The sequence below is a fragment of the Methanomassiliicoccales archaeon genome, assembly GCA_036504055.1.
GTDB lineage: Archaea > Thermoplasmatota > Thermoplasmata > Methanomassiliicoccales > UBA472 > DASXVU01.
Genome location: DASXVU010000007.1, coordinates 1 through 20,656 on the forward strand (window position 1 = coordinate 1; position 20,656 = coordinate 20,656).

The following is a 20,656-nucleotide window of genomic DNA, read 5'->3' on the forward strand; positions in this document are numbered from 1 at the left end:
GGCGACCATCAAGGTCACTGGCGTTTCGCGCGATAATCTGATCGGCACGGACTTCTCAAACTACTTTACCGAACCGGAGAAGGCCAGAGAAGGATACCAGCAGGTCTTCGCGAAGGGCTATGTCACCGATTATCCGCTGACAATCAGGCACCGAGAGGGAAGGCATATCGACGTACTCTATAATGCCAGCGTCTTCAAGGATGTCAATGGGAACGTTATCGGCGTCTTTGCCGCCGCCAGGGATGTGACCGCGAGAAAAAGGGCAGAGGCCGAACTGGCCGAACAACGTCGCCGCGAGCTCGACCGGCTCGCCGAGCTGGAGAAGTTCCAGAAGCTCACGGTCGGCCGAGAACTCAAGATGGTCGAGCTGAAAAAGGAGATCGAGGAGCTGAAGAAGGAGATCGACGGCCTGGGAAAGGGAACCGTCTAGGAAGAGAAATCATGGTGGAATCGGGACCAAGACCAGAGGATGTAGAAAACATTCTAAAAAGATATGATTCACTTGAGGAAACGCACCGTGCGACCTTGAACATCCTAGAAGATTTCGATCAGGAGCGACAGAAGCTCAAAATGCTCCAACGGGCCACCATGAACCTCTTGGAGGATGTCGAGGAGGAGCGTCAGAGATCGGGGCCCATCCAGGCTGCTCTGCTAAACATGCTGGAGGACATCGAGGAGGAGCGGATCAAGACAGAGCTTGCCAAGACGAAGCTGGAAGCGGCAAACCGGGAGCTCGAGGCGTTCTCTTATTCCATTTCCCATGACCTCCGCGCACCCCTCCGTGCCATCAGCGGTTTCTCCCAGGCGGTACTAGAGGACTATGCTCCCCAGATCGACCATGAGGGACAGAGGTACCTCATGCTCATACAGGACAACGCCCACCGCATGGGCCAGCTCATAGACGATTTGCTTACGTTCTCACGGCTGGGCAGACAGCAGATGACTGATTCGGTCATCGACATGGAGAGGATGTTCGGGGCTGTGTTCGATGAGCTTGCTGCCTCGGAACCGGATCGCAAGATCGGATTCGATCTGAAGAGATTGCCAAACGCAAGGGGGGATGAGGCGATGGTAAGGCAGGTACTGGTTAACCTAGTTTCGAACGCCATCAAGTTCACGAAGACCCGAGAGGAGTCCATGATCGAAGTGGGTTTCGATCCAGAGTCGGGCGCCTATTACGTGAAAGACAATGGGGTCGGGTTCGACATGAAATATGTCGGCAAACTTTTTGGAGTGTTCCAAAGGCTGCATTCCGTCAAGGAGTTCGAAGGCACCGGCGTGGGATTGGCGCTTGTGCAGAGGATCATCTTGCGGCATGGCGGGAAGGTGTGGGTCCAAGGGACGGTCGACGCAGGCGCCACATTCTACTTCACATTGCCATCCAGGGGATTGACATGAAGGACAAGAGAGCGGTAGAGATATTGGTGATAGAGGATGACCCGAATGACGCGGAGCTGATAATCCGTGTCCTGAAGAAGGTCAAGCTAACGAACAACCTGGTCCTGCTAAAGGACGGAGAGGAGGCACTGGAATTCTTGAACCTGAATGACGAACATCCTGAAGATGAGGATGGTCAGCCCAAGGTGATCCTGTTGGACCTCAAGCTGCCCAAGGTCAACGGGATAGAGGTCCTGCGCAAGATAAAGTCGGATCAGAGGACCAAGAACATACCGGTCGTGATCATGACCTCGTCCAAGGAAGAGCGGGACATAAAGGAGGCCTATGAGCTGGGTGTCAACAGTTATGTGACAAAGCCGATCAACTTCGACGAGTTCGCCAAGGCCGTTGCCAACCTGGGAATGTACTGGTTGTTGCTTAACAAGTCACCAGAAGATTGAATCTGAGGTAGTTGTGATGATACGAGTGAAGGTCGTGATCCTCGAGGACAACGAATCGGACTTTGAGCTGACCAAGCGAGAGCTCCGCGACCAGATGTATGATTTCACAGTCATTTGGGCCCACGACAAGGTGGGTTTTCAGAACGCCCTCGAGCAACGGCCTGACATACTTCTGTTGGATTATTCCCTTCCGGGATTCGATGGGATAAGCGCGCTTAGGATCGCCCGGGAAAGGTATCCGATAATGCCGGCGATCATCGTTTCCGGCGCGATCGGCGAGGAGGTTGCCATCGATACGCTGAAGGCCGGGGCAACGGACTATGTGCTCAAGCAGCATATCGGCCGGCTCATGCCGGCGATCCATCGGGCGCTTCAGGAGGCGGACCGCCTGGCCGAATGCAAGCGGGCTGAGGATGACCTAATCAAGAGCACCCAGAAGTTCGAGTCGCTGTTCTCCTCGAGCAGCGAAGGGATCTGCTTGAACGAGATGGTCTTCGATGATACAGGCGATCCGGTGGACTATCGGATAATAGATGTCAATCCAGCATATGAAAAGATCACTGGTATCTCAAGGCCAAATGCAGTGGGGCGGCTGGCCTCTGACATCTTCGGAACAAAGAACCTACCGTTCCTGAAGACTTTTGCCAATGTATCGGAATCAGGCAGACCGGATTCCTTCGAGATATTCGATACGAAGATAGGAAAGCATCTGCGGATATCGACCTTCTCCCCGGGGAAGGGACAGTTTGCCAATCTGCTGCAGGATATCACCGACCGAAAGAACCTGGAGGCTCAACTGAAGCAGCGGGCTGATGACCTGGCGAGCACGAACGCCGAACTGCGGCAATTCGCCTATGTGGCCTCACATGACCTTCAAGAGCCCCTACGGATGGTCTCCACATACCTTGGACTGTTGCAGCGCAGGTATGAGCGTGACATGGCTGATGAGGCCCAGGAATACATCAGGTTCGCGATCCAGGGTTCGGTCCGGATGAGGGAGCTGATCAAGGACCTGCTGGAATATTCCAGGCTGGAGACCAAGGTCCGAGGGTTCTATGAGGTGGACATGAACAATGTAGTGACCGACGTCCTAACGGACCTATGCCCCTCCATCGAGATGCATAGGGCCAGGATAGAGGTGGACAGACTGCCGACCATTATCGCCGATGATGTTCAGATGAAGCAGCTTTTATCGAACCTGGTCGGGAACGCCATCAAGTTCCATGGTCCACGGGACCCGGTGGTGCACATTTCCGCGGTAAATGACCCGTCGTCTTGGACGATCTCAGTAAAGGACAACGGTATCGGGATTAACCCAGCCTACATGGTCAAGATATTCGATGTCTTTCAGCGCCTGCATACGAAGGAGGAATACGAGGGGACCGGCATCGGCCTTGCCATAGCGAAGAAGATCGTGGAAAGGCATGAAGGGAAGATATGGGTCGAGTCCGTCGAAGGCACGGGGAGCACGTTCTTTTTCACCATACCGAAGAGGAGCTGAGCATCGATGATGGTCAAGGTCCTGATCGTTGAGGATAATCCCGCCGACCTGCGCATAGCGGAAGAGATGCTGAAAGAAACTGGACACGTCGTGGAGATCCTTTCGGCCAGTGATGGCGAAAAGGCGATCGCGATCATCTGCGAGCTGGCAAAGGGAGGACCCGGATCGAAGAATCTTATACTCCTCGACCTCAAGATACCAAAGGTCGACGGCATCGAGGTTCTCAGGAAGATAAGGGAGATAAAGGGTAACTCGCGGACGATGGTGGCGGTCCTGACCGGTTCGCTCATGCCAGAGGATCGGGTCAGGGCTCTGGAACTGAAGGCGGATGCCTTCCTCACCAAACCTATGTCGATGGATGAATTCGAGTCGGTCACCGATGAGATAAAGGGCCTGTTGGCCTCTTTAGCACATCCATCAACTCAATAGGCAAGGGGCAAGGGAACGAGCTCCATGGCCCCATAATCGGTTGCCGATACGCCATCCGCTCCATAGTCCCTTACCAGTTCGAGCACGTCAGCCAGGGCTTGGTCCGGGACGATGACCAATACTTTTACCTGCTCCATGGCCGCTTGGGCATACTCCACCGCCACGTCGGTCCTTTTCCAGCTTTCTTCGCTCTCGATGAAGTCGTATTCGACGGTCCTGCCGCTGTCAGCGGTTATCGTGACAAGGCACCACAGGCCCGTTTCTCCTTCGAAATATATCTCCTCCGCTCTCATGGAATGGTTCCGCTTGTTGATGTCCGATAGGCGTTGCCGGACGATGTTCGGTAGATCGATGATAGCCATCAGCATCATTTCTTGGAGCGGCCGGTATACAACGTTTTTTATTGTATTGGTATGAGTTGCTGAGTCCTTCACCGCCACTAAGGGATGGGTTGCCTTACCGGGCGAAAAGTATTACATATTTCCTAGTTAGGATATGCAAGACACGATAGGGTTTTATATTTTTGTCGTGAATCATTGTTGACGGAGTTTTGCTATGTCGGATCTAGAGCTGATAGCCACGGGCGCGCCGGTCGTTGTGTTAAAGCAGGTCAAGGAGAAGAGGACCAAGGACAAGAAGAAGAACTTCGACAAACGCCCAAAGACCCAGAATATCAATCCCCGGAGAAGGTAGGAAACATTTCGCGAGTAAGCAATTCGTCGGGGTCCATCACGGTTGTCCATCGACCGCGTCGGTTCGGAGCCTCATTGATCAGAGTGGGGGAAATTGGGCACTCTCCTCATTGGCCATTGCGGTCCCGTTCGGATGGGGTTGCATTCTTGAGCAACATGTCGAGTATGGCATGCCGGTGCTCGTCATAATAGTAGATATCTCGGAGGATGTTCGGAACCACGGAGTGGAAAAAACCTTCTTCCTCCAGGTCACGGCAGTCCTTCTGCATCTCCTTCACGTTCCTGGTCCAAAGCATCACGATAAGTTGGTTCGGAAGGTTGCTGAACGAATAGGTCCGGATCACTCCGGCGGACAGTTTCTTGATGAGCAGGAAAGCGACCTTATCTCTTTCCACATCTTCCTTGATAATAAGGTGGATGTTCGTTATGGTGTCGCCTTGGGTATCTGGACTCCAGTGTATGGAGAATTGCACTAGGTCCTCTCCGATCAGTCGGTCCAGCCTCTTCTTGGCGGTCTTGACGGAAACACCAACCTCATCTGCCACCTCGGAGATGGATCGTCGAGCGTCATTTTGAAGCGACTTGACCAGCCTCAGGTCCAGTCTGGACAATGCATCCTTTGTGGTCGACGGTGGCGATGGGAGGATGCCCACCTGAGCGTCGTGGATCTGAGCCAACCTCTGGACCTTGGTGACGAACGATGACATATCGTTGGTGTCCCTCACGCCACCGTGGATATAGACATAATTGCCGCTGGCAATGAAAAAGACCGCCACGTCATTTTCCCGCTTCAGGGCAGTGGCTACCTCGTCCATCGAGGGGGCTCTGGACCATCCGAATATCACCACCCACATCCGGCCTTGTGCCTTCAGGGTCAGGAATGTACCGGTTCCGGTTATGTTCTCAGCATCGATGAGGGCTTGGACCCTCCGGTGGACCGCCTGCGGGGTAAGGCCCATGTTCTTCCCCAACTCGGAGTAGGACATGCGCGAGTTCATGAGAAGGCTTCGGCAGAGGGCCAGGTCTGTCTCGTCCATACAGCATCAATCATGTGGGCGTCCTTAAGCATTTGCTGCCGGTCGATCCAAGGCAGCACAATCGTCCCGGGAATATCATATGGAAAGGAAAGTTTGCGGAGCCAGGCTGGTTGCTAACATGACCATGTTGATCTCCCTATGTTCCGACCAAGTGCTCGCGTTTTGGTTCTTCGGGGAAGTCCAGAACCGGTCGATCTTGACTCCGATGAACGAGAACCTTTCGAGATCGATCACTTTTTGGAGCAGATCGGCCGAGGGGTGCCTGTCCGCGTCATGGGCCAATGAACTCCTCATTCTGGGCAGAACTTTCATTCCTATTGAAAGCCCAAGCTCACGGAAAGCGAGCCTGCTCTCAGCATCCATCTCCAGATCCGTTTCTATGGCGAAATATCCGACGCTTACCAAAGCAGCATCGATGACATCTTCGAGCAGACCTTCTTTCATTCTACCGCCCAGCGCGACGATCTGCGAGATCCGGGAAGCATCGATGAGAAGTCCGCCCATGCCTAATGGATCATTCGTAGTCATTCTCTCGGGTCCCAGAATATTCGCCATATCCTCGATTTCCTTCGCCAGGCCAGGATATTCTCCCTTCTTTTCCGGCGCGGTCATCTGAAGCTCGTTGTATGTTACATATCCATCGAGAGGATCGTGCTGGCCCATGGATGTGACCAACGGATAGCTCAGATCGATGCTCATCTTCCAATACATCCTCTTTCGGCCCCCAGATAGCGGCGAGTAGCAGAACGCTGAGCTTGCCTTCTTCGCCAGCTCGATGGCCCAGGTCGAATACTTCGGATCGGAGGTCACTCGATAGACACGGTTGAGCGCATGCATCCATTTTGTCAAGTAGTGATAGTACTGGCCATCCTGCTCCCACTCCAGACGCTCATTGATCGGGTCTTCGGGCTTCCGTTCCTTCAATTTCTTCCCTATCCGCAAACCGCCTGCGGTGGGGTGGAACTCTCCTTCCTCTTCTCCTAAACCGCTGATCCATCCCTTCCGGTCATCATCATCACGATGCCGCCCAAGCGTGTGATGGACTTGATCGACCAGATGTAAAGCGAGTTCCATAAAGGCTCCATCTGACGTCTGTCTGTAGAGTTCCAGATAGTTACACACGGCGAACGCGTCGGTCCAGAGATATCTTTTTGGATGTGGGTTGCTTGGTTCCAGGCCAGTTGATCGAGCATAATCAGTCATGATCTCTTCCACATACTCAAAGGCCTCAGGATTTTCCATGCATTCACCACTAATCGGATCCGTACTTATTTGAAAGTCCCATTTCGTTGGGACCATACCTCGTTGACCATCGACGATTCTTGAGCTTACGGTCGAGTGCAATAGCTTGGTCATTCATCGGATAATAACATTGGCATCAATGGAATTCGCCAGACGCATCTCATCAAATCGCTATGACGGATCATCCGATCGATCAAGAACCAAAAATCTCATTTTCTCCATAGATATTTAACCTTCCAGGTTCGAGGCTTAATTGAGGAATGGAGGTGTCAATTCTGATCAGAGGCATGGAGTGCACCGATGCCGGAATTTTCAACATTGATCGGTGCCTATCATTCATTTTGGATATCGATCATGATTGTACATTTGTCGTCATCTCCGAACATACAAACAGCTTATGTAGTGCAATTCAGCTCAGTGTAATACAAATGGCTAATCAGGCTGTTGTACTCCAAAACGGAGGCATGGACTATGAGTTCAAAATCTGGCCCTCAAGATGGGAAATGGGCAACGACGACAGATGAAGAAGGTCATCGTCCGGAAAAGAAAGAGAAACGTAGGAAGGCCATAAGCAATGAGGAAAGGAAACGCATCATCAAATGGGCCATATGGCAAGCGATAGTGAAGCTTGATCCGCGTCATACGATCAAGAACCCAGTCATGTTCGTGGTCGAGATTGGTAGCACCATCACATCCATCCTATTCGTCCAGGCACTAATCGGCAACGGTGACGCTTCAGCTCCTTTCATTGGTCTGATATCCGTATGGCTTTGGTTCACGGTCATTTTTGCGAACTACTCCGAGGCTTTGGCGGAGGGCAGAGGCAAGGCCCAGGCGGATTCTCTTCGGAAAATGCGCACAACCATATCCGCTAAGAAGATCAGTGGCAGCTATTTGGTGACCAAAGGACAGAGGCCATCAGAGAATGAATACTCCCAACATCCTTCCAACGAACTCAGAAAGGGTGACCTGTTCCTTGTTACTGCTGGCGACATCATTCCTATCGACGGCGAGATCGTTGAAGGTGTAGCCTCCATCGACGAAAGTGCGATCACCGGAGAAAGTGCGCCGGTTATCCGCGAATCAGGTGGCGATAGAAGTTCGGTCACTGGCGGAACCCGTGTCCTATCGGACTGGCTCGTGGTGAGGTCGGTATCGGAACCGGGGGAAGGGTTCATCGACAAGATGATATCGTTGATCGAAGGGGCAAAGCGGCAGAAGACCCCCAACGAGATCGCCTTGAACACATTGCTCATCGGCCTCACTGTCATTTTCATAGTGGTCTGCACGACCCTGTTACCATTCTCGATCTATAGTGTCTATGTCTCGGGACAGGGTAGTCCGATCTCGCTGACCGTGTTGATCGCCCTGCTGGTATGTCTTGCTCCGACGACCATCAGTGGACTGCTGAGTGCCATTGGGATTGCTGGTATGGACCGGCTCATTGGCAAGAACGTAATCGCTTCGTCTGGCCAGGCGATCGAGGCGGCGGGTGATGTTGATGTTCTGCTCCTGGACAAGACCGGGACCATCACCTATGGCAATCGGCAGGCCGTGCATATCATACCTGTTAAGGGGCAAACGACAGAGCGAGTTGCCGAACTGGCCCTACTCGCCTCCATAGCGGACGAGACACCGGAAGGTCGCAGCATAGTGACACTGGTGTCAAACAAATACGGCATCAAAGAGGCCGATGTTGCCGATGCAGAAAAGAAATCCCAGATGCAGTTCATCCCATTCTCTGCCCACACTCGCCTAAGCGGCGTGGACACCAGTGATCTTTCCATACGCAAGGGGGCCTCAGATGCCATAGCCAATCTGGTAAAGACATCTGGTAATCAATTTCCTCCTCAACTCAAAGAAGAGGTAGACAAGATTGCCCGGTCCGGTGGAACACCACTGGTAATTGCCTGTGACTCGGTCGCCGTGGGCGTGATCCATCTCAAGGACGTTGTAAAACCAGGCATGAAGGAAAGGTTTGCCCAGCTCCGCCGAATGGGCATAAAGACGGTTATGATCACTGGGGACAACAAGCTCACTGCTGCCGCCATCGCCGCCGAGGCGGGAGTGGATGATTATCTGGCCGAAGCGACACCAGAGAACAAACTGAAATTGATCAGAGAGTATCAGGCGGAAGGGCGGTTGGTTGCCATGACCGGGGATGGCACCAACGACGCCCCTGCGTTGGCCCAGGCCGATGTGGCGGTGGCAATGAACAGCGGCACCCAGCCGGCCAGGGAGGCGGCGAACATGATCGATCTGGACAGCGATCCTACGAAATTGATCGAGATCGTAGAGACCGGTAAGCAACTTCTTATGACCCGAGGTGCCCTCACCACATTCAGCATCACCAATGACGTTTCAAAGTACTTCGCCATCGTTCCCGCGGCCTTCGCCGCGACCTATCCGGCATTGAGCGCCTTGAACGTGATGGGTTTGCATGCAGCCATTCTTTCCGCGGTCATATTCAATGCCATAATCATAGTAATGCTGATCCCGCTCGCCTTGCGGGGGGTCAAGTATAGGCCATTGACGGCATCCGAAGCGCTTCGCAACAACCTCCTGATCTATGGAGTGGGCGGACTTCTCGTGCCTTTCGTCGGCATCAAACTTATCGATATCGTCCTGTTCGCATTGGGGGTAGGTAATTGACCAACCCGGGCGCATCGAGAGGCATCGAGCCCTTCATGGCAAGACTGCATTCCCTGATCGCCATGACCAAGCGACATCTCCAACCGGCCATCGTTATATTCATAATCTTGATGCTGATCACCGGCATAGCCTATCCTCTACTGGTGACTGGCATTGCACAGATGGTCTTCCCCCACCAGGCCAACGGAAGCCAGATCGAGGTGAACGGTACAGTCGTAGGGTCTGGCCTCATTGGCCAGCCGTTCAACGATACCAAGTATTTCTGGGGGAGACTATCGGCGACAACCGGCTTCTCTTATAATGCCAGTTTATCGAGCGGAACAAACTACGGTCCCAACAATCCATCGCTGGACCAGATGGTTCAGGATCGGATCGACGCATTGCATATCGCCGATCCTAACAACACTCTTCCTATACCATCAGACTTGGTTACGGCATCCGGCAGCGGATTGGATCCAGACATAAGCGTCGCCAGCGCCTTCTACCAACTTAACCGGGTCGCCATGACCAGAAACATGAACCAAAGCGTCGTTCAGGGTCTTATCGATACCAATACGCAAGATAGGCAGATCGGTATCTTGGGCGAGAAAACGGTCAACGTCCTTGAACTCAATTTGGCCCTTGACGTGCTTCAAGCCAAGGGGGGCGGAGGAACATATGATCAATCGGCCCCTTCTCCCAGCGTTCACACCACTGATGATCGGGTCTTGGGAATGACACCGGTCAGCTGGGCTTTCATTGCCATCTTCGTTGTCCTGCTCGTCACAATGACGTACTGGACTAGCAAGCTGATAACTGTAGTCTATGAGGAAAAACCCGGCGTCATTATCAGAACCATAGGCAAGCTGGAATCATACATCTATCGGCCCGCCAAAATGGATGGACGTGAGATGGGTTGGAAGGAATATGCCCTGGCTATGGTCATCTTCAATCTCATCGGGTTTCTTTTCCTGTTCCTCGTAATAATGAGCCAGCAGTATTTGCCTCTCAATCCTCAGAACCTTGGCCCCGTATCGCCTGATCTGGCGTTCAACACTGCAGTCAGTTTCGTCACCAACACCAATTGGCAGTCATATTCGGGCGAGACGACGATGAGCTACTTCACCCAAATGATCGGGCTAACGGTCCAGAACTTCCTTTCCGCGGCTATGGCGGTCGCAATTCTGATGGCATTGATCCGTGGTATTCGCCGCAGGTCGACTAAGACTCTCGGCAACTTCTGGGTGGACATAACCCGGGCGACGCTCATTCTCCTACCCCTGTCTCTGATCCTCGCCCTGATCCTGGTATCTCAAGGCGTCCCTCAGACGCTCAACGGTCCGATAGTTGGGCACCTGGTTCAACCTGTGACCGATTATGGCGGTAACATGGTGACAACGCAGACCATACCCATCGGGCCGGTCGCCTCCCAAGAAGCGATCAAAATGCTGGGCACCAACGGAGGTGGGTTCTTCAACACCAATTCAGCGCATCCATTCGAAAATCCGACGCCTTTCTCCAACTTGATGGAGGTGATCGGACTTCTTCTTGTCCCAATTTCCCTCGTCCTTGTCTTCGGCAACATGGTTAAGGACAGAAGGCAAGGCATGGCGATCCTGGTCGCCATGGCGGTGATATTTACGGTCTTCCTCGGCCTTTGTATATGGGCAGAATCGACCGGCAATCCCGCTTTGACAAAGCTGGGGGTCTCCCAGACCTTCACCGGGATTCAGCCGGGCGGTAACATGGAGGGCAAGGAGGTGAGGTTCGGTGTGGTGTCCTCAGCCTTATTTGCCGTATCGACGACAGCCACCGGTTGCGGTGCGGTCAATTCGATGCACGATTCATTTTCGTCGTTAGGAGGCATGGTTCCGCTCTTCCTAATCCAGTTCGGGGAGGTGGTGTTCGGAGGCGTGGGCTCTGGCCTCTACGGGATGCTCGTTTTCGTCCTCATCGCCGTGTTCATAGCCGGCCTCATGATTGGCCGTATGCCCGACTACTTGGGCAAGAAGATCGGCCCCTACGAGATGAAGATGTGCACCATCATCATCCTGATACCGATAGTCACGATATTGACCGGTGCGGCCATCGCCGTCATGATACCCGAGGGGCGGGCGGGAGTCCTAAATCCCGGACCTCATGGCTTCACCGAGATCCTGTACGCGTTCAGTTCTGCGGCCGGCAATAACGGTAGTGCTTTCGCTGGTTTGTCGGCCAATAGTCTGTTCTATAACATATCCCTGGGGCTAGCGATGCTCATTGGACGTTACCCCGTGGCAATACTGACATTGGCCTTGGCAGGTGCGCTGGCCGAGAAGAAGATCGTTCCGGTGAGCTCAGGCACATTACCCACCCACACCCCATTGTTCATCTCATGGCTGATAGGCGTCGTCGCCTTGATAGGTGCACTAAGCTTCTTCCTGACCCTGGTGCTTGGACCGATCGTCGAGTACCTCATATGGGGGGGATGAAACATGGCGGAGAACGATGGGAGGCCCAATCCAGACGAGCTGCTCAAGCAGGTGGAGGCAGAGGAGCGCAAACAGTCAAGGGGAAAGTTGAAGGTGTTCCTGGGCTACTCCGCTGGCGTAGGGAAGACGTACACGATGCTCGAGGAGGCCCAGCGTCAGAAGGAGGCGGGAATCGACGTTGTGGTAGCCTGCGTTGAATCCCACGGCAGGAGGGAGACCGAAGAACTACTTGCCGGTCTTGAGTCCATCCCACTTTTAGAGCTCGAATATCACGGCATCAAGATTCGGGAAATGGATCTGGACGCCGTGCTCATTCGTGATCCTCAGCTCGTGCTCGTGGATGAACTCGCTCACACCAATGCTCCTGGCTCAAGGCATGCGAAGCGCCATAAGGACGTACAGGAATTTCTGGATGCGGGCATAGATGTCTTCACTACGCTTAACATTCAACATCTGGAAAGTTTGAACGACGCGGTCGAGCAGATATCCGGGATACAGGTAAGGGAGACGATTCCAGATTCTGTCCTAGACCAGGCCAACGAGATCAAGATCGTGGACCTTCCCCCCAAAGAATTGATACAGCGGTTCAAAGAGGGTAAGGTCTATGTCCCCGAGCAGGTAGGAGTGGCTCTGGATAATTTCTTCAACGAAGGTAACCTCATTGCTTTGCGAGAGATGACGCTGCGGCGCGCGGCTGAGCATGTTGACGAACAGATGTTGGCCTATATGCAGACCCGTTCGATCCCAGGTCCTTGGCCGGTAGGTGAGCGGCTTCTTATCTGTATAGGTAACAGTCAGACCCTTAATGACCGAGTGGTGCGCACGGGAAAGCGACTGGCGGATGAGCTCAAGGCAGAATGGATCGCCATATATGTTGAGACCCCTGCGCACAATCGATTGTCCCGGAAGGCCAGGCATGAGGCTCTGAGAGGGATAGAACTCGCTTCGTCGCTGGGTGCTAAGACAGTGACTAGTTTTGCCATCTCAATCTCTGATGAGGTGGTTCGATACGCGAAAAAGAATAACGTAACGAGGATCATTGTGGGACATCCTGTCCATGCCCGCTGGAGAGAACGGATCTTCGGCTCTGTCGCAGATCAGATCGTCCGAATGAGCGGGGCCATCGATCTGCTTATAATCAGTGAACTGAAGCCATATTCAGGGGATCAGGAAAAGGAAGATGGCCTTCAAACGCCCATATTCAAACGCAAACCCTACTGGTATAGCTTATGGCTCGTGCTTGTCATTTCCATATTCTGCACCCTCATCAAAACATTCATCTCCCCAACCAACGTGGTCATGTTCTTTCTCATTGGTGTGGTAGTGGCAGCTGTCAGCTGGGGCTTACGACCAGCGATATTCACTGCGGCAATGAGCGTCGTAGCCTTTGATTTCTTTTTCGTCCCACCGACATTGACCTTTCGAGTATCTGATTCAGAATATCTCATCACGTTCGGTGCGTTCCTTTTCGTCGGCGTGGTCATCAGCTTCCTGGTCGTCCGTGCCAGGGATTTCGCCATGGCCACTCAGAGAAGAGAAGAATATACTGCCACCATGTATGCCCTGAGCCTTGACCTTGCTTCTTCAAAGGAGACCAATGATATTTTGGAAGTTGTCGCCTCCCATGTATCGAGGGCCTGTCATTGTAAGTCCGCTTTTCTAATCCCGTCGAATGGTAAACTTAGGGTGGCATACATCAGTGAGGGCTTGAACCTCGACGAGAAGGACATGACCGCTGCCGAGTGGACTTTCAAGGCCGGATCGACTGCTGGAAAGGATACCGATACACTATCCACAGCCCTTCTTAGGTACTATCCTTTGAGGACCGTCAACGGCGTTATTGGAGTGATGGGGATCATGTCAGATATTCATGAGGAATTAATTAAAATGGAACAGGAAAGATTATTGCAGTCTTTTGCCAGCCAGGCGGCAATCGCTCTGGAGCGGGGGCAACTATGGGACCAGGTGTGTAAAACAAAGGGGCCGTAATCGGTATCAATGAACGAGGCCTCTTGGATAGGCAGGTCTCGTTCTTGACCGAGTCCTCGCCCTGAGGTCAGAAAGGTGATGTGATCCCGCATACCTTGTTCTTGAGGATACCGATCGCCTGCTCGGCCTGTTTTGTGGGCAACCTGATCGCATCCATCGTTTCTTCGGCGGTCTTGATCCTGAGCCTTATGATCGACCTCATGAACCCCTTTTCCATGCCGACCCCGGTGATCTCACGGTAGCTGTAGGCAGTGATGGCAGCCCCCGTTCCCTCTAGGTTGTGACGTCGGAGGATGACCCTTTCGTTTGTTAGGGCTACGGTATCGCTGGTGATCTCCGGATATTTCTCACCATCGACGTATAGTTCGATCCTTTCCTCTGGCCCTATCAAATTCTGCATATCGGCTGGTAATTCCATCTTCATCCACTGCTCGGTTGCCACTCTACTGGTATCTAAGATTATAGTAGTATTGCAACTGCGTCTTGCAGAAGGGCTGTCAATTCGCGATCGGACCGCATTCCTGTGATCTATCCGAGCCATTTAGGATTGTAGAGGGTGCTATCGAAGTTGTGGGTTGTTTTGTATTGTTCGAATTTGCCGTGAGCGGCCGGCTCGGCCGTCCTGGCGAGGAGAGCGTCGACCTCAGCCCTCGTCAATGGCTGGAAAGTCCTGGCCGCGGTGAGCGCCTGTTCCAATATCTTCATCGAATCACAACCAGTTATGACGACGCTGGTCGGCAGGTTCAGGGCATAATGCAGACATTCCATGGGAGACGCCGCCCCGCTCTCCAGGAGGATATGGTCGCCCATCGATTTCATCCCCAAGACCCCGATCTTCTCCCTGGTCAGTATCGGCAGGACCTTCTTCTCGAAGCTCTGGAAGTGTGCGTCCATGACATTCAGCGGCATCTGCACCGTGTCGAACCGGAAATGGTTCCGGGCAGCGGTCTCGAGCATTTTCCTGTGAATATCCGGGCTTTTATGTCCCGTGAATCCAATATAGCGGATCTTGCCTTCGTCCCTGGCCTCCAATGCCGCCTCCAGGGCCCCTCCTTCGCCAAAGATGCGTTCCGGATCGTTCTCGTAAATGATCTCATGGAATTGTAACAGATCGATCATGTCCGTATCCAGTCTTACCATGGATTCGTTCAGCTGCGTCATGGCCGAGTTACGGTCACGACCGTCGACCTTGGTCATCAGGAAGGCTTTGTCACGGTAGCCGCCTTTTAGGGCTTTCCCCATGCGCGACTCGCTCTTGCCTTCATTGTAGTCCCAACTGTTATCAAGGAAGGTGATCCCACTCTCTATCGCTGTGCGGATGATGCGAACGCTCTCGTCCTCGCTGACGTTCGGTCTCCCAAGATGATAGCCCCCCAGACCGATAATCGATACCATCTCGCCTGTGTTACCAAGCATTCTTGTCGGTACGCCTCCTCCAGTGGTGTCCATCGAAAGATCTCCATTGCATTCTATTGCCAAGGTGTTGCGGATAATCTTTTCGTTCCTGGGCCTCAAGCCGTTTGTCCGCTCCCTAGACTGGATAAGCGTAAATAGGAGGGTCTCAAAATCATCCCTTAAGGGATATTTGATGGCTATTTCCACTTTCGGCAAGGGCTCACGCATCGGCATCATAGGAATGGGGATAATGGGAAGCTCCTTCGCCTCCAATCTCCTGGACAGAGGTTATCAGGTTCACGTATACAATCGGACCAGGGAGAAAGCCCAACCGCTGATCGATAGGGGAGCCGTGTTCCATTCCACCCCGAAGGAGTTGGCCACGTTCTCGGACATTCTCATGACATCCCTCACGGACCAATCGGCGATCGATGCCGTGTGTCAAGGCGAGGACGGGTTTCTCGCTGGGTTAAGGAAAAACAGTCTGTGGATAGATCTGAGCACAATAGACCCGGCCGCCTCGTCCGTGCATGCAGATGCGGCCAAGCAGGCAGGGATAAAAAGGCTTGATACCCCAGTTGTGGGAAGCAAGGATGCGGCTCTTTCAGGCAACCTGATCGTATTGGTGGGCGGCGACGAGGATGTCTATCGAGACGCTGAAGGGTTCCTTGATGAGATAGGCAAGAATGTGATCTATCTGGGGAAGGACGGCAATGGTCACAGGATGAAGCTGGCCATAAATCTCTATCTCGGGCTTGTGGCCGAGTCGTTTTCAGAATCATTGACATTGGCAGGAAAAATGGGTCTCGACGCTAAAACGTTCGTAGACACGATCAACAAGACGCCCCATAGGAACTATTTCACCGAAGGTAAAGGACCAAAGATCGTGGCCAAAGATTTCGAACCTGCTTTCTCACTGGACAACCTGTTCAAGGACCTTGGATTGGTGAACGAGCAGGTGAAGAGGACCGGGGCGGTGCTCCCTTTCACCGAATTGGCAATAAAACAATATTCCGAGGCGATCCAAGACGGTAACGGTCAGAAGGACTTCAGTATAATAGCCGAAACAATCCAAAGAAGGAACGGGCTTGGCTGATAGACGGTTTGACCATCTCGAGTCCTGTTGGCCAATACATCCATGGTCATGAATATATACGATGGAATTTGTATAATTAATGATGGATAAGCTCGATCGCCAAATGCTTGTAATGTTGGAAAGGAATCCACGAGCCACGTACAGGCAGCTTGCCGAGCAGTTGCATCTCTCGATCCCAGCCCTGCAGAGGCGCCTGACGATATTGGAATCTACAAAACGCATCCTGGGATATCGTACCCTTGTCAATCTTGAGGCCATGAACGGGGTCCGGTCCATGGTATATGGGCAGATGGCCGGAAAGGTGGATTCAGAAACGCTCTCCAAGATCGAAAAGCAAGGATCCATCCACACGACGTCATTGGGCAGCCTGAACAGCATCTATCTGATGGCCCATCTGCAACGCTTTCTGGAACTGGATGATGTCATTAGGGTCGCTCAAGAGGTCTGCAGGATATCGGATCCGCAGATAATCATATTCGGCTGTGGATCGATCATCTCCACCTGTCCACCGGTAATCGAAGACATCAGGGGCGGTGACATCTCCTCCCTTTCTGAAGTGGATCTCAAGATCATCCGGTCATTGCACTACAACGCCAGAAAACCAATCATCACCGTTGCGAAGGAAATCGATCTGTCTCCCAAGACGGTGAGAAAGCGCCTCGCCCGAATGATCTCCAATAATCTCATCGAGTTCCGCACCATGTCCACCTTAGAAGGTCTGGGCACGCTCGTTTTTTTCGTCATCGTAAAGCTGAAGAAGGCAGGATCCCGGCCATCGATACTGAAGAAGATCCGCGATGACCCTCAGTTCTACGTGGACTCTTCAGTAGTGGTGAGCAATGCCAGAGACCTGCTTTTCTTCGAGATGCAGACCGAGTCCGTGATCGAGATGAGCAGGATCGTCGAGGACATCCGGGCCTTGAAGGAGGTCGACTCGGTCTCCTCGGACCTTATCCAGAAGGTCTACTACTTTGACATATGGAGGGATCGCATGATCGAAGATCCAAAACAAAAAGGAAAAGGGAAGGGGAACTGAGCCAATTGAACTAATCAATGCCTCGGAGCATTGTGCCTTCCAAATATCCAACTGACGAATTGGATCCTGGGCTTGGTGGAGGTCTCGTTCAACCCGCCCGGTTGAGCAGACCTTTTTGATATTTCGTTTTCCCGTTGGATCTCGAATTCTCTGGCTAGAAAGCCGACATCCGCCTTCCACTCGGAAGAAGCGTAGCCTCTTAGCTCGCTCGAATTCCTGATTCCTGCCATTTGACCTCCAGCGAACGATCTTCCTTTATCCTGTTCCGTTGATGAAGGTTGCAGCCTATGATCGAGAAGGTCCTTGAGTACGGCCTCAAGTCATCTTCTTCAGAATCCTTTGATTCCAGGCCTAACCCCAATAACAACTACATGTTCGTGCAACTTTAGGGTATGTTAGGTAACCGATAGAAAAATGGGTCATGTACAGAACTCATATTTCCTCATAGTTAACCGGTACCAATAAAATGTAGATTCCTGAACCTATCCAGTGATCGATCGGTGAACGATCTCGATCAAACCCAAGTGAATCCCACGATTTCCAATGCCCGCGATTCATTGACCGGCATAGGGCGATAGAGCGCCCCCAGGCATCCTCGCGCTTCCATTCCGGTCTGCTTGAGCCGCCCACATATCTGAAATAATCATGCGCGGTGAGCGGGGAGAAATCTAGTCATGTCCAGGAAATCCTTTTTTCCCTGCCTTAGGAAGGGTTCTCCATAGCGATCATCCTGCATGGTCGACAGACGGAAACAGTTGGTCTCTTTGATCCGGTTCTCCTCGTCCACCATTTTCGACCGTCTCTTCCGAACCCTTATGGCGGCGATCTTGTCGTCTATGACGTCTGTTATCTCCACCATGGTGTTGGGAAAGAGGCCGCCCCACACCTCATAGGAATACAGAGTGAGACAGCCGGTGTAATCCTTCAGTGTGCGGGCAGCCAACAACCCGGTCATCTTGTTGTCAGGATGCACATCCCGGAGAGATGGGATGAACAGGTGATCGGGAGAGTAATATTCGATAACCTTCAGCAGAGCGCGCCTGCTTTCGATATCGGGGCGTATCCCCATGCACGGCAGGTCGAGCCGCTCCGATTCGTAGCATCTCAACGAGGCGAGCGATTCCTTGACCTCCATAGGCTCCATGGGGACAAGACCACATCCAGGGCCGACAATATCACAATAGGAGGAATCCGTCAGGAACAACACCTTGATGTGGGCGCCCTTTTTCGCCATCTTGCACATCGTTCCTCCGCATCCAATTATCTCGTCAAAATGATGCGGTGCTATGACCAGTACCCGAGAGTTTGAGTTCACGTCCGGGTCCCTGATCAAAGGTTCGCTTGACCCAGCGCTCTTAATGAGACCGGTCAAGTGCTCTGATGCCGGACGGAACATTGTAGCGTGTCTTGCCATGGTCATAGATTTAATCATCTCCCGAGGAATCGGACCTCATTCCAGACTTCCCTCTGGCTCTCTATCGAATATGTAGATAATCCGGATTCTTCAACACTTGTTAACAATCGATCGGCAAAACAGCCGAAATGCTCGATCAGAAATACCCAATTTTAAACCTCGATCTGAAAAAAAGGGAACCCTTTAGTCGGATTCCGATATAGCTGGCCTTTTGATATCTGGTGGGCTCAAGAATGAGCATTCCCGGAATGGAAGGTCAACTCAGAATTCAGAAGGAAATAAGTGGTGGGTCTGTCCGGATTTGAACCGGAGTCACTAGCACCCCAAGCTAGAAGGATTCCAAGCTACCCCACAGACCCAGTGGATAAAGGGGTTGATGAAAGGGGTTTAGCCAAGCGGAATGATCTCTTCGACCAGGTCCGAATGGGCGATTATCATACGGCGGCAGCAGTAGCGCTTTAATCCGAGATCGTCCAGGACCTCCTTGGGATCCTCTCCTAGCTGGACCCTCTTGATGTAGGTCTGGTAGGAACTCGCGATGACTTTCCCGCATGTGAAGCATCTTACTGGTATGATCATTCCGCTCACCTGTACGATTTCTGTCTCTTCTTCCTGGCGCCACGTCCGAGCGGCTTCTTCGGCAGTTTACGCCTGATGTCGCTGATGAGCAGCGAACGGTCGTACTGCTTGAACGCCTTCTCGAGCGTCTCATCCTTAAAGAACTCGATCAAAGCTTTAGCGATTGCGGTCCTTGTGGCCTCCGCCTGTCCCATAACGCCGCCGCCTTGTACGCTGACAGTGATGTCGACCTTCGAGAACATTTCTGGAGCCAGGGTGACCGGTTCCATGATCTTGAGCTTGGCCAGTTCCGGAACGTACGCCTCGATCGGGACACTGTTGACGCGGATCTTTCCCGATCCCTCGGCAATAACCGCCCGTGCGACCGCCGTCTTCCTCTTTCCACTGGTGTTAATAACCTCAGCCATAGTATCACTTCACCTTCGAACCCATATGACCGGCGATCTCGCTGATCGTAACGAACCTGTTAGAGGTTAGGCGCATTGCGGCCTCGACCTTCTCGGCCTTGATGTCTGCAAACTCCTTCGGTACGCCCACATAGCACTTCAACCGGTGGTAGGCATCCCTTCCACAGGTGTGATCGTACGGAAGCATGCCCCTTACGGTGCGCTTCAGGATGAGGTCTGCGCGGCGGGGGAAGAACGGTCCGCTGCGGACGTCTCCCTTGTACCTCTTGACCTCGTAATGCTCAAGGACCGTCCAGCGGTCTCCGCTGACGATCGCCTTCTCGGCATTGACGACAATAACGGTCTCGCCCTGGAGAAGCTTCTTGGCCACTGCGGTGGCGAGTCTTCCGGCGACGTGTCCAGTTGCATCGATAACGATCATCTAGTTCACCTCATTATCCTTATTCCGGCGCCGTCCGGGTGGTCCTTTACCATCTCGGGGATGGTCAAGTGCTTCCCGCCGGCCTCCGCGATCTTCTTCTTCGCGGACTCGGAGAAATCGTACGCTGCAACGGTGAGCTTCTTGCTCAGGCTGCCAGATCCCAACACCTTACCCGGTACGACGATGACGTCGTTCTCGGCGGCGTTTCGTTCAAGCTTGCTCAGATTGACCTCGGCCCAATTCTGTTTGGACTTCTCCAGTCTTAGAGCAATGTCTCGCCAGATCTCCGCACCATTGGTCCTCGTCTCGGTCTTAAGCGAGTCGATGAGCACCAATAGGTTCGGATCAGTCTTTTTGTTAAATGTCAATTTCTGACTCTCCCGACATTGGTAAGGGGCACATAATAAGAAGGCTTTTAAATAGTTTTGCCAGAGGGACTCAGGGAGGCAGGGTCCATCATCGGTCCTGCCAGTCGCAG

General features: G+C 52.8%; 21 protein-coding genes and 1 tRNA gene. 11 read left to right on the top strand and 11 right to left on the bottom strand.

Translation table 11 applies throughout. The features are described 5' to 3' along the window. The 5 genes from VGK23_01855 to VGK23_01875 form a co-directional block, all read left to right on the top strand. Positions 1-430 (top strand): PAS domain S-box protein (locus tag VGK23_01855; protein HEY3419280.1); only part of this gene is annotated, 430 nt, incomplete at its 5' end. Between the two features lie 95 nt (positions 431-525). Beyond that, the gene (locus VGK23_01860; GenBank protein HEY3419281.1) at positions 526-1,398 is read left to right on the top strand and encodes an ATP-binding protein; all 873 of its coding nucleotides are present in this window, start codon (positions 526-528) and stop codon (positions 1,396-1,398) included. Further along, the gene (locus VGK23_01865; GenBank protein HEY3419282.1) at positions 1,395-1,838 is read left to right on the top strand and encodes a response regulator; all 444 of its coding nucleotides are present in this window, start codon (positions 1,395-1,397) and stop codon (positions 1,836-1,838) included. The genes VGK23_01860 and VGK23_01865 overlap by 4 nt, the downstream gene beginning before the upstream one ends. Before the next feature lie 16 nt (positions 1,839-1,854). Next, positions 1,855-3,339 (top strand): ATP-binding protein, encoded by a 1,485-nt coding sequence (locus tag VGK23_01870; protein HEY3419283.1) that lies wholly within the window; start codon positions 1,855-1,857, stop codon positions 3,337-3,339. A gap of 6 nt (positions 3,340-3,345) precedes the next feature. Continuing rightward, entirely contained in the window at positions 3,346-3,768 is a 423-nt protein-coding gene (locus tag VGK23_01875; protein ID HEY3419284.1) for a response regulator, read from the top strand. On the opposite strand, the gene VGK23_01880 is transcribed toward VGK23_01875, so the two are convergent. Beyond that, complete coding sequence (locus VGK23_01880) at positions 3,762-4,130, bottom strand: hypothetical protein (GenBank protein HEY3419285.1); 369 nt, start codon at positions 4,128-4,130, stop codon at positions 3,762-3,764. The two genes, VGK23_01875 and VGK23_01880, sit on opposite strands and share 7 nt — an antisense overlap. 193 nt (positions 4,131-4,323) lie before the next feature. Between VGK23_01880 and VGK23_01885 the strand changes: the two genes are divergently transcribed. After that, the gene (locus tag VGK23_01885) at positions 4,324-4,461 is read left to right on the top strand and encodes a hypothetical protein (protein ID HEY3419286.1); all 138 of its coding nucleotides are present in this window, start codon (positions 4,324-4,326) and stop codon (positions 4,459-4,461) included. A 106-nt stretch (positions 4,462-4,567) separates the two neighbouring features. Here VGK23_01885 and VGK23_01890 read toward each other — a convergent pair whose 3' ends face one another. Together VGK23_01890 and VGK23_01895 are read right to left on the bottom strand one after the other, a co-directional pair. Beyond that, a complete protein-coding gene (locus VGK23_01890; protein ID HEY3419287.1) occupies positions 4,568-5,497 on the bottom strand; it encodes an AsnC family transcriptional regulator in 930 nt (309 codons plus the stop codon). A gap of 75 nt (positions 5,498-5,572) precedes the next feature. Next, positions 5,573-6,739 carry a hypothetical protein gene (locus tag VGK23_01895; GenBank protein HEY3419288.1) on the bottom strand — a complete coding sequence of 389 codons (1,167 nt, stop codon included), beginning with the start codon at positions 6,737-6,739 and terminating at the stop codon, positions 5,573-5,575. Positions 6,740-7,210: 471 nt separating this feature from the next. On the opposite strand from VGK23_01895, the gene kdpB reads away from it, so the two are divergent. Genes kdpB through VGK23_01910 form a run of 3 tightly spaced genes read left to right on the top strand, consistent with a single transcriptional unit; the run spans position 7,211 to position 13,830 of the window. Further along, positions 7,211-9,391, top strand: coding sequence for a potassium-transporting ATPase subunit KdpB (gene kdpB / locus VGK23_01900; GenBank protein HEY3419289.1), 2,181 nt, complete (start codon positions 7,211-7,213; stop codon positions 9,389-9,391). Further along, positions 9,388-11,841: a potassium-transporting ATPase subunit KdpA gene (kdpA, locus tag VGK23_01905; GenBank protein ID HEY3419290.1), complete on the top strand. Its 2,454-nt coding sequence runs from the start codon at positions 9,388-9,390 to the stop codon at positions 11,839-11,841. The genes kdpB and kdpA overlap by 4 nt, the downstream gene beginning before the upstream one ends. Before the next feature lie 3 nt (positions 11,842-11,844). Beyond that, on the top strand, positions 11,845-13,830 hold the full coding sequence (locus VGK23_01910; GenBank protein HEY3419291.1) for a DUF4118 domain-containing protein: 1,986 nt from the start codon (positions 11,845-11,847) through the stop codon (positions 13,828-13,830). Positions 13,831-13,897: 67 nt separating this feature from the next. Here the strand turns inward: VGK23_01910 and VGK23_01915 are convergent, their stop codons facing one another. After that, positions 13,898-14,254 carry a PH domain-containing protein gene (locus tag VGK23_01915; protein ID HEY3419292.1) on the bottom strand — a complete coding sequence of 119 codons (357 nt, stop codon included), beginning with the start codon at positions 14,252-14,254 and terminating at the stop codon, positions 13,898-13,900. 104 nt (positions 14,255-14,358) lie between these two features. Continuing rightward, on the bottom strand, positions 14,359-15,345 hold the full coding sequence (locus VGK23_01920; protein HEY3419293.1) for an aldo/keto reductase: 987 nt from the start codon (positions 15,343-15,345) through the stop codon (positions 14,359-14,361). Between the two features lie 73 nt (positions 15,346-15,418). Here VGK23_01920 and VGK23_01925 point away from each other — a divergent pair, with 73 nt between their 5' ends. Beyond that, the gene (locus tag VGK23_01925; GenBank protein HEY3419294.1) at positions 15,419-16,321 is read left to right on the top strand and encodes an NAD(P)-dependent oxidoreductase; all 903 of its coding nucleotides are present in this window, start codon (positions 15,419-15,421) and stop codon (positions 16,319-16,321) included. 82 nt (positions 16,322-16,403) lie between these two features. Further along, on the top strand, positions 16,404-17,357 hold the full coding sequence (locus VGK23_01930) for an AsnC family transcriptional regulator (protein HEY3419295.1): 954 nt from the start codon (positions 16,404-16,406) through the stop codon (positions 17,355-17,357). 643 nt (positions 17,358-18,000) lie between these two features. Here VGK23_01930 and VGK23_01935 read toward each other — a convergent pair. The 6 genes from VGK23_01935 to VGK23_01960 all read right to left on the bottom strand — a co-directional run bounded on the left by VGK23_01935 (position 18,001) and on the right by VGK23_01960 (position 20,546). Next, entirely contained in the window at positions 18,001-18,771 is a 771-nt protein-coding gene (locus VGK23_01935; protein HEY3419296.1) for a PIG-L family deacetylase, read from the bottom strand. 283 nt (positions 18,772-19,054) lie between these two features. After that, positions 19,055-19,130 (bottom strand) — tRNA-Pro (locus VGK23_01940). Between the two features lie 28 nt (positions 19,131-19,158). Continuing rightward, positions 19,159-19,350: a DNA-directed RNA polymerase subunit N gene (locus tag VGK23_01945; protein HEY3419297.1), complete on the bottom strand. Its 192-nt coding sequence runs from the start codon at positions 19,348-19,350 to the stop codon at positions 19,159-19,161. 5 nt (positions 19,351-19,355) lie between these two features. Then, positions 19,356-19,757 carry a 30S ribosomal protein S9 gene (locus tag VGK23_01950; protein ID HEY3419298.1) on the bottom strand — a complete coding sequence of 134 codons (402 nt, stop codon included), beginning with the start codon at positions 19,755-19,757 and terminating at the stop codon, positions 19,356-19,358. Between the two features lie 4 nt (positions 19,758-19,761). Beyond that, positions 19,762-20,178, bottom strand: a complete 417-nt coding sequence (locus tag VGK23_01955) for a 50S ribosomal protein L13 (GenBank protein HEY3419299.1) — start codon at positions 20,176-20,178, stop codon at positions 19,762-19,764. Between the two features lie 5 nt (positions 20,179-20,183). Next, positions 20,184-20,546, bottom strand: coding sequence for a 50S ribosomal protein L18e (locus VGK23_01960; protein ID HEY3419300.1), 363 nt, complete (start codon positions 20,544-20,546; stop codon positions 20,184-20,186). Positions 20,547-20,656: the final 110 nt, after the last annotated feature.

Excerpts from the sequence above, each read along its gene's own strand:
- VGK23_01925 (HEY3419294.1), top strand. The coding sequence starts at position 15,419 with ATGGCTATTTCCACTTTCGGCAAGGGCTCACGCATCGGCATCATAGGA.
- VGK23_01890 (HEY3419287.1), bottom strand. The coding sequence starts at position 5,497 with ATGGACGAGACAGACCTGGCCCTCTGCCGAAGCCTTCTCATGAACTCG.
- VGK23_01930 (HEY3419295.1), top strand. The coding sequence starts at position 16,404 with ATGGATAAGCTCGATCGCCAAATGCTTGTAATGTTGGAAAGGAATCCA.
- VGK23_01915 (HEY3419292.1), bottom strand. The coding sequence starts at position 14,254 with ATGAAGATGGAATTACCAGCCGATATGCAGAATTTGATAGGGCCAGAG.
- VGK23_01870 (HEY3419283.1), top strand. The coding sequence starts at position 1,855 with ATGATACGAGTGAAGGTCGTGATCCTCGAGGACAACGAATCGGACTTT.
- VGK23_01950 (HEY3419298.1), bottom strand. The coding sequence starts at position 19,757 with ATGGCTGAGGTTATTAACACCAGTGGAAAGAGGAAGACGGCGGTCGCA.
- VGK23_01895 (HEY3419288.1), bottom strand. The coding sequence starts at position 6,739 with ATGGAAAATCCTGAGGCCTTTGAGTATGTGGAAGAGATCATGACTGAT.
- kdpB (HEY3419289.1), top strand. The coding sequence starts at position 7,211 with ATGAGTTCAAAATCTGGCCCTCAAGATGGGAAATGGGCAACGACGACA.
- VGK23_01880 (HEY3419285.1), bottom strand. The coding sequence starts at position 4,130 with ATGGCTATCATCGATCTACCGAACATCGTCCGGCAACGCCTATCGGAC.
- VGK23_01865 (HEY3419282.1), top strand. The coding sequence starts at position 1,395 with ATGAAGGACAAGAGAGCGGTAGAGATATTGGTGATAGAGGATGACCCG.
- VGK23_01910 (HEY3419291.1), top strand. The coding sequence starts at position 11,845 with ATGGCGGAGAACGATGGGAGGCCCAATCCAGACGAGCTGCTCAAGCAG.
- VGK23_01885 (HEY3419286.1), top strand. The coding sequence starts at position 4,324 with ATGTCGGATCTAGAGCTGATAGCCACGGGCGCGCCGGTCGTTGTGTTA.
- VGK23_01945 (HEY3419297.1), bottom strand. The coding sequence starts at position 19,350 with ATGATCATACCAGTAAGATGCTTCACATGCGGGAAAGTCATCGCGAGT.
- VGK23_01875 (HEY3419284.1), top strand. The coding sequence starts at position 3,346 with ATGATGGTCAAGGTCCTGATCGTTGAGGATAATCCCGCCGACCTGCGC.
- VGK23_01955 (HEY3419299.1), bottom strand. The coding sequence starts at position 20,178 with ATGATCGTTATCGATGCAACTGGACACGTCGCCGGAAGACTCGCCACC.
- VGK23_01935 (HEY3419296.1), bottom strand. The coding sequence starts at position 18,771 with ATGGCAAGACACGCTACAATGTTCCGTCCGGCATCAGAGCACTTGACC.